General features: G+C 65.7%; 15 protein-coding genes. 8 read left to right on the forward strand and 7 right to left on the reverse strand.

Features of this window, described 5'->3' with window-relative positions:
- The first annotated feature begins 8 nt into the window (after positions 1–8).
- Together AC1DGP_RS30130 and AC1DGP_RS30135 are read left to right on the forward strand one after the other, a co-directional pair.
- Complete coding sequence (locus AC1DGP_RS30130) at positions 9–674, forward strand: response regulator (protein WP_441508184.1); 666 nt, start codon at positions 9–11, stop codon at positions 672–674.
- Positions 675–684: 10 nt separating this feature from the next.
- Entirely contained in the window at positions 685–2028 is a 1344-nt protein-coding gene (locus AC1DGP_RS30135; protein WP_441508183.1) for an ATP-binding protein, read from the forward strand.
- 59 nt (positions 2029–2087) lie between these two features.
- Here the strand turns inward: AC1DGP_RS30135 and AC1DGP_RS30140 are convergent, their stop codons facing one another.
- The 3 genes from AC1DGP_RS30140 to AC1DGP_RS30150 are packed head-to-tail and all read right to left on the reverse strand — an operon-like array spanning position 2088 to position 4733.
- The gene (locus AC1DGP_RS30140; protein WP_476832903.1) at positions 2088–2516 is read right to left on the reverse strand and encodes a DUF411 domain-containing protein; all 429 of its coding nucleotides are present in this window, start codon (positions 2514–2516) and stop codon (positions 2088–2090) included.
- A gap of 19 nt (positions 2517–2535) precedes the next feature.
- Entirely contained in the window at positions 2536–3972 is a 1437-nt protein-coding gene (locus AC1DGP_RS30145) for an ATP-binding protein (protein WP_476832904.1), read from the reverse strand.
- On the reverse strand, positions 3969–4733 hold the full coding sequence (locus AC1DGP_RS30150; protein WP_441508180.1) for a response regulator: 765 nt from the start codon (positions 4731–4733) through the stop codon (positions 3969–3971). The genes AC1DGP_RS30145 and AC1DGP_RS30150 overlap by 4 nt, the downstream gene beginning before the upstream one ends.
- A 171-nt stretch (positions 4734–4904) precedes the next feature.
- Here AC1DGP_RS30150 and AC1DGP_RS30155 point away from each other — a divergent pair, with 171 nt between their 5' ends.
- From AC1DGP_RS30155 to AC1DGP_RS30180, 6 genes are read left to right on the forward strand one after another with little or no spacing between them, the layout of a single operon-like run.
- Positions 4905–5120, forward strand: a complete 216-nt coding sequence (locus AC1DGP_RS30155) for a hypothetical protein (RefSeq protein WP_441492393.1) — start codon at positions 4905–4907, stop codon at positions 5118–5120.
- A complete protein-coding gene (locus AC1DGP_RS30160) occupies positions 5117–6625 on the forward strand; it encodes a TolC family protein (protein ID WP_441508179.1) in 1509 nt (502 codons plus the stop codon). The genes AC1DGP_RS30155 and AC1DGP_RS30160 overlap by 4 nt, the downstream gene beginning before the upstream one ends.
- A gap of 18 nt (positions 6626–6643) precedes the next feature.
- Positions 6644–8080: a multicopper oxidase family protein gene (locus tag AC1DGP_RS30165; protein WP_441508178.1), complete on the forward strand. Its 1437-nt coding sequence runs from the start codon at positions 6644–6646 to the stop codon at positions 8078–8080.
- Positions 8081–8112: 32 nt separating this feature from the next.
- Complete coding sequence (locus AC1DGP_RS30170) at positions 8113–8601, forward strand: cupredoxin domain-containing protein (protein ID WP_441508177.1); 489 nt, start codon at positions 8113–8115, stop codon at positions 8599–8601.
- Between the two features lie 31 nt (positions 8602–8632).
- Positions 8633–8926 (forward strand): copper-binding protein, encoded by a 294-nt coding sequence (locus AC1DGP_RS30175; RefSeq protein ID WP_441492389.1) that lies wholly within the window; start codon positions 8633–8635, stop codon positions 8924–8926.
- A gap of 8 nt (positions 8927–8934) precedes the next feature.
- Positions 8935–9222, forward strand: coding sequence for a hypothetical protein (locus tag AC1DGP_RS30180; protein ID WP_441508176.1), 288 nt, complete (start codon positions 8935–8937; stop codon positions 9220–9222).
- Between the two features lie 106 nt (positions 9223–9328).
- Here AC1DGP_RS30180 and AC1DGP_RS30185 read toward each other — a convergent pair whose 3' ends face one another.
- From AC1DGP_RS30185 to AC1DGP_RS30200, 4 genes are all read right to left on the reverse strand, one after another.
- Complete coding sequence (locus AC1DGP_RS30185) at positions 9329–10840, reverse strand: tripartite tricarboxylate transporter permease (protein WP_441508175.1); 1512 nt, start codon at positions 10838–10840, stop codon at positions 9329–9331.
- A 7-nt stretch (positions 10841–10847) separates the two neighbouring features.
- Positions 10848–11321: a tripartite tricarboxylate transporter TctB family protein gene (locus tag AC1DGP_RS30190; RefSeq protein WP_441508174.1), complete on the reverse strand. Its 474-nt coding sequence runs from the start codon at positions 11319–11321 to the stop codon at positions 10848–10850.
- 102 nt (positions 11322–11423) lie between these two features.
- Complete coding sequence (locus AC1DGP_RS30195) at positions 11424–12374, reverse strand: Bug family tripartite tricarboxylate transporter substrate binding protein (protein WP_476832907.1); 951 nt, start codon at positions 12372–12374, stop codon at positions 11424–11426.
- Between the two features lie 14 nt (positions 12375–12388).
- Positions 12389–13147 (reverse strand): FadR/GntR family transcriptional regulator, encoded by a 759-nt coding sequence (locus AC1DGP_RS30200; RefSeq protein WP_441508172.1) that lies wholly within the window; start codon positions 13145–13147, stop codon positions 12389–12391.
- Between the last annotated feature and the right edge of the window lie 63 nt (positions 13148–13210).

The raw sequence follows: 13210 nt of genomic DNA on the forward strand, positions 1-13210 counted from the left end.
GAACCGAAATGCGTATCCTCGTCGTGGAGGATGATCCTGTTCTGTCGGACGGGCTGAAGGTCGGGCTCGGGCTTGCCGGCGCGACGGTGGACCGCGTCGAGACCTGCGCCGAGGCGCTGGCCGCGCTCGCGACCTCCTGTTTTGACGCCGTGGTGCTCGACCTGATGTTGCCGGATGGGTCCGGGCTCGACGTGCTGAAGGAGATGCGGGGCAAGTCCGACCGCACGCCCGTACTCCTCCTGACCGCGCTCGACGAGGTCGCAGACCGGATCCGCGGCCTCGATGCCGGCGCTGACGACTATCTCGGCAAACCCTTCGATCTCGACGAGCTGGCGGCCAGGGTGCGCTCCGTGGCGCGCCGAAATGCCGGTCGAGCCGCGCCCGTCATGGCTGCGGGCGCCATCATGCTCGACCCCGCAACGCTTGCTGCCAGCGTTGCCGGCACGCCCGTCACGCTCTCCCGGCGCGAATTCGCAGTGCTGTCGGCACTCATGGAGCGTCCTGGCGCGGTCCGCTCGAAGGGCGAAATCGAAGACCGGCTCTATGGCTGGCAGGAGGATATCGAGAGCAACGCCGTCGAGGTCCATATCCACAATCTGCGTGCCAAGATCGGCCGCGACGCGATCGAGACCGTGCGCGGCCTCGGCTACCGGATGAGACAGGTGACGAAATGAGGCCTGGGCCATGACCTCCCTGCGCACGCGCCTCTTCGTCATCCTGATTGCCGCCACCGGGCTGATCTGGCTCAGCGCGGTCGCCTGGATCTATCTCGACAGTAGGTCCAAGCTGGAGCATGTGCTCGACACCCGCCTGCAGGAGGCGGCGAAGATGGTGCATTCGCTGGTCGACGCCGGCCGGATGCCGGACACCGCTATCGCCGGACTACCCGGCGCGACGGTCGAGCCGGCATTCTACGAGCGCCAGCTATCCTGCCAGATCTGGTCTCTCGACGGCCGGCTGGTTGCCCGTTCCAGCGGCGCGCCGGGCTCCCAGCTGACCGATCAGGCCGCCGGCTTCTCCGATCGAACGGTCGATGGCGAACGCTGGCGGGTCTACGCGGTCGAAGATGCCCAGAAGGGCATCCGCGTCATGGTCGGCGATCGCATCGGCTTGCGTCATGGGCTGGTCAACGACCTGATCACCGGGCTTCTCGCGCCCGCGCTGCTGATCGCCCCGTTGCTCGGCCTGCTGATCTGGCTCAGCCTCGGCCGGGGCTTGCGCCCGCTCGCGACCATGGCTGCGGAACTCAAGTCCCGTGACGCCGAGGACATGCGTCCCCTCGCGGCGGCCGAAGCCCCCATCGAGGTCAGGCCGCTCGCGCAGGCGCTGAACGGTCTGTTCGACAAGGTTGCGGCCGCCCGCCGCCATGAGCGCGAGATCACGGCCTTCGCCGCCCATGAATTGCGAACCCCGCTGGCTGGTTTGAAGACGCAGGCGCAGATCGCACTGGCCACAACCGACGCATCGATCAGGGAAGGCGCGCTACGCCAGATCCTGATCTCAGTGGACCGGACGGCCCGCCTCGTTCGGCAGCTGCTAACGCTCGCCAAGCTCGAAACGGAACAGCAAGGTCCGGCCTCGGGCCGTGTCCGGGTCAGCGGGCTCCTCGCCGAGATCATCGACAATGCGGCTCCGGCGGCCGGCATCGACGTCGAAATCGACCCTGGGCTCGCAGCCCTGGATGTGCCAGGCGACCGCGAGAGCCTCGCCCTGGCGCTGCGCAACCTGCACGAAAACGCGATCCAGCATATGCCGGGCGGTGGTGTCGTGTCCTGGCGTCCGACGGCCGATGGTCGCGGCGTCGCGGTATTCGACCAGGGCCCCGGCATCCCCCAGGAGGAACTCGGCCTGGTCAAGCAACGCTTCTACCGCGGTCGCCACAAGAGCCCGACAGGCACAGGGCTCGGCCTGACCATCGTCGACATCGCCGCCAGGCGCGTCGGAGCGCTGCTCGTCCTGAGCAACCGCACAGACGGCCCGGGATTGCAGGCAGCGCTCCTCTGGAACGACGGTTCGCTGCAGCGCTGAAGCAGCGGCCGGAAGGGTGGATTGCGCTACTCGGGCCGCTGCAAACACAGGTGGTTAGGTCAGTGCTTCGCGAAGACCGTCGTCTCGCCATCTGCCCCGACCAGAAGCGTCTCATACCGGTCCGGCGTCACGCCCTCGACCTCCATGCCGGGAGATCCGATCGGCATGTCGGGCACAGCCAGGCCGATTGCAGCCGGCTTGTCCTGCAGCAGCTTGCGGATGTCCGGGGCCGGCACATGGCCTTCGATGAAATACCCCTCGATGATCGCGGTATGGCAGGACTGGACCTTATCGGGCACGCCGACCAGGCGCTTGCTTGCTGCCATGTCCTTGCTCTCGACGACCTTGGGCGAGAACCCCGCCTGTTCGAGATGCTTGACCCAGGACTTGCAGCAGCCGCAGCTCGGGCTGAGATGGACCTGGATGGACTGGGCCGCCGCCGGAGCAGCGAAGAGCGCGAGCGTCAGCGCGGTAGCAAGGGTTTTCATCGTTCTCTCCAGATAGACATCATGAGCGGGCCGGGTTCGCGGCCGGCAAGGGAAAGCGCCCCGTCCTCAGCGCATCCGCGAATTGCTGTTCGCTGGCAGCCAGCGTCGGCAACGTCACCGTGACCCGGAGGCCTCCTTCCGCCCGGTTGGCGAGCAAGATCTCGCCGCCATGGGCATGAATGACCGCGCGCGCGATCGTCAGCCCGAGTCCGGTACCGCCGGTTTCCCGGCTGCGCGATTCCTCGAGCCGGACGAATGGCTGGAAAGCACGCTCGACCTCCTGCTCGGGAATGCCCGGCCCGTCATCCTCGATGATGAAGCTCAGGCCGGTCGGTGTCTCCGATATGGCGATCGAGACCTGATCGCCATATTTCACCGCGTTACCGATCAGGTTCCAGAAGGCGCGCTTCAAGGCGAGCAGTCGCCCGAGTACGCGGCCATGACCGAGTCCGCTGAGCGTGATCGTTCGCCCCTGATCGATATGGTCGTCGACGATGGTTTCGATCACCGAGACGATATCGAGTGGACGGATCGCCTCGCTGGAGACGCCGCCGCGCAGGAATTCGAGCGTCGAATCGATCATCGCCTCCATTTCGGAGAGGTCGGCATCGACCAGATCGCGCGTCGCATCGTCCTCCATCAGCTCCGAGCGCAGCCGCAGACGCGTGATCGGCGTGCGCAGGTCATGCGAGACCGCCGCCAGCGCCTGCATGCGCTCGGCGACGAGGCGCTGGATGCGCTCGCCCATGGTGTTGAAGGCGCGCGCCGCCCGGCGCACCTCAGCGGGGCCGACCTCGCTGAGCGGTGTCGGGGCCAGGTCGAGGCTGAAGCGCTCGGCTGCCAGCGCCAGGTCGCGCAGCGGCCGCGTCGCCCAGCGCAGCAGCAGCACGCCGATGACGATGATCGCCACGCCGAAACAGATCATGATCGCCAGCACGTTCCAGTCGGCATGCTGCGCGGCCCCGAGCGTCGTCGAGGAGAAATTGACCCAGGAGCCGTCGTCCAGCCTGACCGAGACCAGCATCATATGGCGATCGGCATCTCCCTCTCCGGCGCCTGGGGCCCCGCCATCGGCATAGCCCAGGCGAAACGATTCCGATGCGAGCTCAGGCGCGAGTTCCATCAGCCGTGCCGCCATCGCCTGCGTGCGTTCGGTTTTCGGCGCAGTACCGAGGACGAGGCTGACATTGCTCCAGTGCACCTCCAGGCTCGCGCTCGACAGATCATGGGCGACGCGATCGCGCTCTGCATCGTGCACGTTGCCGGCGATCGCGCGCTTGATCGTGACAATGCGCTCCGCCAGCGCCTTGTCGCGCTGCACATTGGCCATGCTGTCGACACTGACGCGATAGGCCCAGTAGCCGGCGAAATGGAAAGCGAGCAGCGCCGCGACGAGGATCAGGATGGCGCGGCCCGCAACCGTGTCGGGCCAGCGCGGACGGAGGGACCTGCTCATGCCGGCTCACCCTCGCGCGCCTGCACGGTCGGCGTGAACATGTAGCCCGAGCCTCGGATGGTCTTGATCAGCTGGCTGCCATTCGTATCCGCCTCGAGCTTGCGGCGCAGGCGGCTGATCTGGACATCGATCGTCCTGTCGAAAGGGTCGTCACTGCTGCGCGTCTTGGCAAACTGCATCAGCGCCTCTCGCGAGAGCACCCTGTTGGCGTGTTCGGCAAAGGCAAGCAGCAGGTCGAACTCGCCAGTCGAAAGATCGACCAGCGTTCCCGACGGCGACAGCAATTCCCGGCGGCGCAGATCCATCGTCCAGCCATCGAAGCCTATCTGCTCGCTGGCGCGATCACTCGGCTCGCCCCGGCGGATGCGCGTGCGCCGCAGCACGGCCCGAACCCGCGCCAGCAGCTCGCGTGGACTGAACGGCTTGGTCACATAGTCATCTGCGCCGACCTCGAGCCCCTGTATGCGGTCGCTCTCCTCGCTGCGGGCCGTCAGCATCACGATCGGCACCGGCGAGATCGCGCGGATATCGCGGCAGAGTTCAATCCCCGAACGGCCCGGCAGCATCAGGTCGAGAATGACGAGGTCGATCTCGCTGCGTTTGAGGATGTCGAACATCGCATCGCCATCGGCGGCGCCGCTGACCTGATAGCTATGCCGCTGCAGGAAGCGCGCGACCAGCAGGCGGATCTGCGGGTCGTCGTCGACCACCAGCACATGGCCGTGATCCTCGGCCTGAACGCTTGCAGGGAATGGGTTCAACTTCGGACTTCCGACTGGACGGGCGAGGAGTGATCGGTACGCGGCTCAAGGGTCAAGATAACGCCTGCTTGCGCCAAATGCGCGGATCGCTTCGCAACAATTTGTAACGGACGCGGCCGGAGCGCCGTTGCTAGTCAGACGTCACCACGCCGCTGGAGACGCCGAATCGCAATGATTGCAAGACCACTCCTCCTCGCAACCCTTGCGATCGTGCTCGGCGCCTGCGCCGGCAAACCGCTGCCTGACTATCTCGCACGTCCGGCCGATCCGAACGTGAACGTCCCCGCCCCTGCCTATCAGAGCGTCACTGCCGGCAGCACCGTGCTGCGCCCGGCCGAGCCGAAGGACTGGCGTGAACTCAATCGGCGCGTTGGACCGCAGCCATGACCGAAGGACCGATCACTGTGGCCACGCCTGCGTCCATCCCTTTCCGGTCGATCATGCGCTTCCCGTCTGTTTCCCGCCTCGCCCTTGTCGCCGGCATGGCCGCGCTCCTTGGCGGTTGCGCGACCTTCTCCGCCGATGGCGGCATCGGCCCGGCGCAGAATCTCGCCTTCAGCGAGCTGAAGAAGGACGTGGTCAAGATCAATGATGCCGGGGTGGCGATCAGCGCCAAGGCTCGCGTCGACCAGCTGCTGAGGAAACCGCTGACGGCCGATTCCGCGGTGCAGATCGCGCTGCTTAACAATCGCGGCCTGCAAGCCGCCTTCAATGATCTCGGCATTGCCGAGGCGCAGATGGTCGCGGCGAGCCTGCCGCCCAATCCCCGCTTTGGCATCTCCAAGCTTTCAGGACGATTTGAACTGGAGATCGAGCGCCAGGTCGCAGGCAGCCTCTTCGCGCTTGCGACATTACCGGCGCGCGCCGCAATCGCCCGCGAGACATTCCAGACCGCCCAGTTGCGCGCCGCCGAATCCGTGCTGAAGCTGGCAGCCGAAACGCGCCGGCAGTATTACCGGGCCGTCGCCGCCAATGCGCAGGTCGGCTTCTTCGAGCAGGCCAAGAACTCCACCGACGCCGCCTCCGAGCTGTTCAAGCGGCTCGGCGAGTCCGGCGGCATCAACAAGCTCGATCAGGCCCGCGAATTCGCCTTCGACGCCGAGCTCGGCGCCCAGCTCGGCCAGGCACGCCTGCTGCAGCGCCAGGAGCGCGAACGCCTCGTGCGGCTGCTTGGCCTGTGGGGCGACGAGCTGAAGTTCCAGATCCCCGCCAATCTTGCGCCCCTTCCGCAAATCCAGAGTGCCAAGGCGATCGAAGCCGAGGCCTTGCGCAAGCGGATCGATCTGCAGATCGCCCGCGGCGATCTCGACGCGCTGGCGAAGTCGCTGGGCCTCACCAACGCAACCCGCTTCGTCAACGACGTCGATCTGCTCGGCCGGCGCACCTATGACCGTGGGCGCAGGGCCCTGGCCGATGGTGACGTCGAGCGGGAGTCGAAGCGCAGCACCACGCTCGAACTCGAGATCGAGATCCCGATCTATGATTTCGGACAGTCGCGCGTGGTCCGGGCCGAGCAGAACTATATGCAGGCCGCCAACAAGCTTGCCGAGAAGGCCGTCAATATCCGCTCGGAAGCGCGCGAAGCCTATACCAGCTATCGCGCCACCTATGACATCGCCCGGCAATACCAGAACAACGTCCTGCCGCTGCGCAAGATCATCCAGGACGAGTCGCTGCTGCACTATAACGGCATGCTCGTCGATGTGACGCAGCTCATCACCGATGCGCGCGGGCGCATCCTGTCGAATGTCGCCGCGATCAATGCGCGCCGCGATTTCTGGATCGCCCATACCGACCTCAAGCACGTCGTGATCGGCGGTGGCGGCACCGGTGGCGGTGGAGCGACCGCCGCCGCGAGCACCGGTGGCGACGGCGGCGGCGCAGGCCATTAGCGAGCAAGGAACGACACCATGACCATGTCACGCAGAGGCTTCATCGGCTCGTCCGGCCTCGTCCTTGCCGGTGCGACAGCCGTCTCCGGCCGCACCGCCTTCGCTTCGGTCCCCGAGGCGCCGACCATGACGGACGCCTCGACCCAGGCACCACTGGTTCCAACCAGCGGGCCGGATTACCAGCCGGTCGCCACTTTGAACGGCTGGACCCTGCCCTGGCGGATGAACGGCGACTGGAAGGAGTTCCATCTCGTCGCCGAACCGGTCGAGCGCGAGCTCGCGCCGGGCATGAAGGCCTATCTCTGGGGCTATAACGGCCAGTCGCCGGGCCCCACCATCGAGGCGGTGGAGGGCGACAAGGTCCGCATCTTCGTCACCAACAAGCTGCCCGAGAACACGACGATCCATTGGCATGGCCAGCGCCTGCCCAACGGCATGGATGGCGTCGGCGGGCTGAACCAGCCGCATATCCCGCCCGGCAAGACCTATGTCTACGAGTTCCTGCTGCGGCGCTCCGGCACCTACATGTACCACCCCCATTCGGACGAAATGGTCCAGATGGCGATGGGCATGATGGGCTTCTTCGTCGTTCATCCCAAGGACCCGGCCTTCCGCCGCGTCGCCCGTGATTTCGTCTTCCTGCTCAATGCCTTCGACATCGAGGCCGGCTCCTATGTGCCGAAGGTCAACACGATGCTCGACTTCAACCTGTGGTGCTGGAACAGCCGGGTCTTCCCGGGGATCGATCCTTTCGTCGTGGCGAAGAACGACAAGGTGCGCATCCGCTTCGGCAATCTGACGATGACGAACCATCCGATCCACATGCACGGCTACGAGTTCAAGGTCTCCTGCACGGATGGCGGCTGGGTCGATCCAGCGGCCGCCTGGGACGAGGTCTCGATCGATGTCGCGGTGGGCCAGATGCGCGCCTTCGACTTCGTCGCCGACGAGCTCGGCGACTGGGCGATCCATTGCCACAAGTCGCACCACACCATGAATGCCATGGGCCACTCGGTGAAAACCTATATCGGCGTCGGCAAGAAGGACATTGCCAAGCGGATCGCCAAGATCGCGCCGGGCTATATGCCGATGGGCTCCAACGGCATGGGCGAGATGGGCGCGATGGAAATGCCCCTGCCGAACAACACTCTGCCGATGATGACGGGTTTTGCGCAGTTCGGCCCGGTTGAAATGGGCGGCATGTTCTCGGTCGTGAAGGTCCGCGAGGGCCTCGCCAAGAACGACTACAAGGACCCCGGCTGGTTCAAGCACCCGGAAGGTACCGTCGCCTACGAATACAAGGGCGCCAAGCTGACCGAGGCACCCCGTGCGACTGCGCCCGACAGCGGCGGGCAATCAGCCGACTGGCGCGTGAAGGATCCGCGCAAACCCCGACTCGGCCCGGATGGCAAGCCGCTGCCCGCGGCCAAGGCCGGCGGCCATTCCAACCACTGAGCGTCCATCGACACCCCTTCGGGAGAGGAACCATGTCAAAGCAGTTCACGAAACTCGGCTTGGCGGCGGTGGCCGTCATGTTCTCCGCCGCGGCAGCGCTGGCCGGTCCTGGCGGAGCCGGGCACGGCCATGGCGACGAGACCGCCTATGGCAAGCCGGGCGATCCCAAGAAGCCGGCCCGGCTGATCCAGATCGCCATGGCCGAGCGTGACGGCAAGATGCAGTTCATCCCGGACAGGATCGAGGTCCGGCGCGGTGAACAGATCCGCTTCCAGCTGCGCAACAATGGCGAGCTCGATCACGAGCTGGTCGTGGCGACGCTCGAGGAGAACCTCAAGCACGCCGTCGAGATGCAGAAGAACCCCGACATGGAGCATGACGATCCGAACGCCAAGCGCCTCTCCCCCAAGAGGACCGGGGAGATCGTCTGGCAGTTCACCAAGGCCGGGCAGTTCGATTTCTCGTGCCTGATCCCCGGCCACCGCGAAGCCGGAATGACCGGCACCATCACCGTCAAGTGACCGCGGCAACCCTCACATCACGATGGAGACCATGATGCGCAGACTTCTCACGATCGCGCTTGTTAGCGGCAGCCTTGCTGGCGCGGCCCTGGCGCAGGACGCAGCTCTGGTGAGCGCGACGGTCAAGAAGGTCGATATGGCTCAGGGCAAGATCACGCTTGATCACGGCCCGATCAAGAACCTCGACATGGACGGCATGACGATGGTGTTCAAGGCCGCCGACCCGGCCATGCTCAAGGAGTTGAAGGCCGGCGAAAAGGTCAAGTTCACCGCCGAGCGCGTCAACGGTCAGATCACCGTCACCTCGCTGCAGAAGGCGAAGTAAGCACGGCGGTGACCCGCAACTCGGCGGGCAGCGGGCGCGATCGGTTCTTCGCGGCACTCGCTGCCCTCGTCATATCCGCTCCATCCCCTGGCGCCGCAAGCGACGGTGACCTGCAACGCGCCCTGCTCGAATCCGGTTGTGCCAACGCCAAGGTCACCAGGCTGCCCGATCAGGGCAAGATCGTCATCTACCGGGCGAACTGCCTCAGGACCGAGCACAAGGTGATCGAACTGGTCTGCATCGCTGGTCATTGCACAGCGAGCAGCCCCTCATCGGAGGACGAGCGGGACAGGTAGCCGATGACCCCCTTGCCGACAGTCCGCTCAGGGGAAAGAGCACAATGGAAAGAAGGCCGGCAGCGCAATCATCGCTGCCGGCCTTCCTTTTTGGCTTCAAGCGGCGTCACAGGTCCTGCGGCATCGGCCTTGCGGGATGCTTCGGCGCCCGCAGCGAGGCGACGATCGTCCAGGCAATGATCCCGACCGTCACCGCCGCAAGCACCGCCGCGATCGGTCGATTGACCAGGCCGATCAGGCTGCCGTCGGACTTGATCATCGAGTTGATGAAATACTCCTCCAGCAGCGGGCCGAGCACCACGCCAAGAATGACCGGCGCAACCGGAAAGCCGTTCTCCTCCAGCACGAAGGCAAGCGCACCGAAGGCCAGCATCAGCCCGACATCGAAGAGCGAGTTGTTGATCGCATAGGAGCCGACGATGGCGAAGAGCAGGATGATCGGCATCAGGATCTTGCGGGGCACCTGCAGCACCCGCGAGGCCACCTTGATGATCGCCCAGCCGAGCGGCAGCATCAGGAGGTTGGCGATGACGAAGACGAGGAACAGCGCGTAGACGTTCTCGGGATTGTTGACGAAGATCGTCGGCCCCGGCGCCATGTTCTTCATCATCAGGACACCGATGGCGATCGCGGTGATCGAGTCCCCGGGAATGCCGAAGACGAGAGCCGGAATCCAGGCGCCGGCAAGCGAACTGTTATTGGAGGCTCCTGCCTCGATCAGTCCTTCGGGGTGACCCGTGCCGAATTTCTCGGGCGTCTTCGAGAAGCGCTTGCTCATCGCATAGGACATCCAGGCAGCCATGTCGGCGCCGCTGCCGGGCTGGATGCCGACGACGGTCCCGAGCGCACTGCCGCGAACAAGCTGCCACGGGTACTGCTTGGTCAGCCGCCACATATTGGCGAAGATCGGCCCCATCTTCTTGATGACGATCTGCGGCGCGCTTCCGTCCGAGATCATGTGGCGCATCACCTCCGAGCAGGCGAACATGCCGACCATCATCGGGATCAGCGAGACACCGCCGAGCATCTCGGTGGAGTCGAAGGTGAAGCGCGGCTGGCCGGCCGGATTGTTCATGCCGACAAGCGAGATCATCAGGCCGATCAGCAATGCGATGCAGGCCTTGAGCGGCGTCGAAGAGCCAATGAAGACTGCCCCGCCGAGACCGAGCATGACGATCCAGAAGAACTCGACCGAGCCGAAGCCAAGCGCGAAATCGGCGATGGCCGGGGACGCCGCCATCATCACCGCGGTTCCGAACAGGCCACCGAGAACCGAGAACCAGAGCCCGATGCCGAGCGCCAGCTCAGGCTCGCCCCGCAGCGTCATCTGGTAGGAATCGTCGACATAGGCCGCCGAGGCCGGCGTGCCGGGAATGCGCAGCAGGCAGCCCGGAATATCGCCGGAAAAGATTGCCATCGTACTGGTCGTGACGATCGCGGCGATGGCCGGGACGGGCGGCATGAAGAAGGTCAGCGGCACCAGAAGCGCTGTCGCCATCGTGGCGGACAGGCCGGGAATGCATCCGACAATGAGGCCGTAAATGGCCGAGGCGGTGATGACAGCGAGCACATAKGGATCGAGCACCATCCCCAGCGCGGTGACATAGGCATCGAGCATGGCAGCCTCACCAGCGGATCGGTTCGAGGGGCCCCCACGGCAGCTGCACGCCGAGACCGAGATAGAAGATCGAATGCATCGCAAGCGCCGCGAGCAGGGAGAGCGCGAGGGCCGGGCCCGGCCGGACCCCACCCGCCATGAACAGCACGACGAGGATCAGCGGTGCCGTGATGAGGAAGCCCAATACCTCCGAGAACCAGAGGTAGAACAGCACTACAGCCGGCACGAGCGCGAGCTTCATCAACGCCGCAGGGCTGCGTGCCCAGTCGGCCAGGGCCAGCATCGGGCCGCGGTCGACCGCGCGAGCGCCATTGACCCCGAGGATCGCAGCGCAAAGCGCCAGCAATCCGGACAGGATCAGCGGGAAGGCCGAGGGGCCCAGCGGTTGCTGCGAAGGGTTCGGCAGATGCCAGGACGCCGTCGCGACGAGCGCGGCCAGCCCGAGGAACACCAGCCCGGCGAAGAGATCGTTGAATTTCATGGAGACCTGCCCGGCGCGAAGGACACGATGGGGTGGACGCGGCGCGGGCAAGCCAGCGCCGCGTCATGCTCCGGCGCGGGGCCGGGCTGGATTGGGCTGGCGCTACTGGCGCAGGCGCAGGCCGAGCGCGCCCATGATCTCGCCATTGCGCTTGTGCTGCTCGACGAGGAAGCTGCCGAAGGCCGGCCCCTTGGCGAAGGCATAGCCAAAGCCGCGCTCGGCCAGGAAGCTCTTGTAGCTGTCGGAATTCGCCACCTTGTCGGTCGCCTCGACAAGACGTGCCGTGACTTCGGCCGGCAGATTGGCGGGAGCCGCAAGGCCGCGCCAGGTACCACCCTCATAGTCCTTGCCGATCGCGTCCTTGACCGTCGGCACCGACGGGAAGGCCGAGATCTTCTCCTTCGAAAGCACGGCCAGCGACTTGACGCGGCCGGCATCGATCATCGGCTTGCCCTCGGGCAGCGATGACGGAACGATCTGCACGCCGCCGGAAGCCAGCTCCTGGAAACCAGGCGCCGCACCCTGGCTCGGCACGACGACGACGCTCTTCGGGTCGATGCCCTCGAGCTGCAGCAGCCCGGCAAAAGCGAGGTGATAGGCGGCTCCTGCCGCCATGCCCGACATCTTGAAATGGCCGACCGGCTGCTTGCGGATGTCGTCCAGCGCCGCGCGCAGATTGGCCCAGGGGCTGTTGGACGCGACGTTGAACGCGGCGGAATCGAAGTTCACCAGCGCCAGCGGCGTCAGCTTCTCATAGGTGAAGGGTGCGGTGTTCGACCAGTAGAAGGTCGTCACCTCGGCGGTGGCCAGACCGATCGTGTAACCGTCCGGCTTGGCATTGACGATCTCGGTATGGCCGACGACGCCGCCGCCACCGGTGCGGTTGACGACATTGACCGGCTTGCCGAGCTCCTTCTCCAGCCCCGCCGCAAGGATGCGGGCAACCGCATCGGTGCCGCCGCCGGCGGCCCAGGGCACGATCAGGGTGACTGGCCGCTCCGGCCAGGCGGCGGACGCGGAAAGGCTCGTCGCCGTCATCGCTGCGGCGAGCATCAGGCTCTTGAATGTCATGGCGTTTCTCCAAGGGTGGATTTCTTGAGATCCGGCGGCGTTATTGCGCCGTCCGAGAGCAGGTGCCCGTAGGTGTAACCAAGCAGGACTTCCATGGCTTCGCGCGCCTGTTTTGCGTCGCGGGCCTCGATCGCACGCGCAACGGCGGCATGGTTCGGCAGGTTGCCGGTGAAGACGCCCACGGTGATGTCGAAGATGGCGCTCAGGATCGCATCGATTGCGCCGCGAAAGCTGCGCAGCACCGGGTTATGCGTCGCCTCGAGAATCGCGAGGTGAAAGGCCTTGTCCGCCGCAATCGCTGCCTGCGGGTCGAACTGGCCGTCGTCCATCGCCGCAAGCGCGGCATTGATCCGCCAGACATCCTCAGGCGTTGCGCGCTGCGCCGCGAGGGCAGCCGCTGCCGGCTCGATGATCGCGCGGGTTTCCTCCAATGCGAGCAACAGGCTGCGGTCGAGCCCCCCGCTGTTCCGCACCCATCCCAGGACATCGCTGTCGAGCAGCATCCAGTCCTGGGCCGGACGAACATGCGTGCCGTGGCGCGGGCGGACGCTCACCAACCCCTTCGCGGTCAGCGTCTTCATCGCCTCGCGGACGACGCTGCGGCCAACCCGGTAATGCGCCTCCAGTTCGTGCTCGGGAGGCAGTACCGCCCCCGGCGCGATCTCGCCGCGCACGATCGCAGCGCCGAGCGCGGAGACCATCGCGCCGATCTTTCCGGGCTTCGCGCCTTTCCGCATGCCATGAGCCTGGGACATTCGACCCTCCATTTTCATGAAATTGCCACGCTCGGGTTTCGCTTGCAACCATTCATCTGATGT

It is taken from the genome of Allobosea sp. 05T433 (assembly GCF_056396065.1).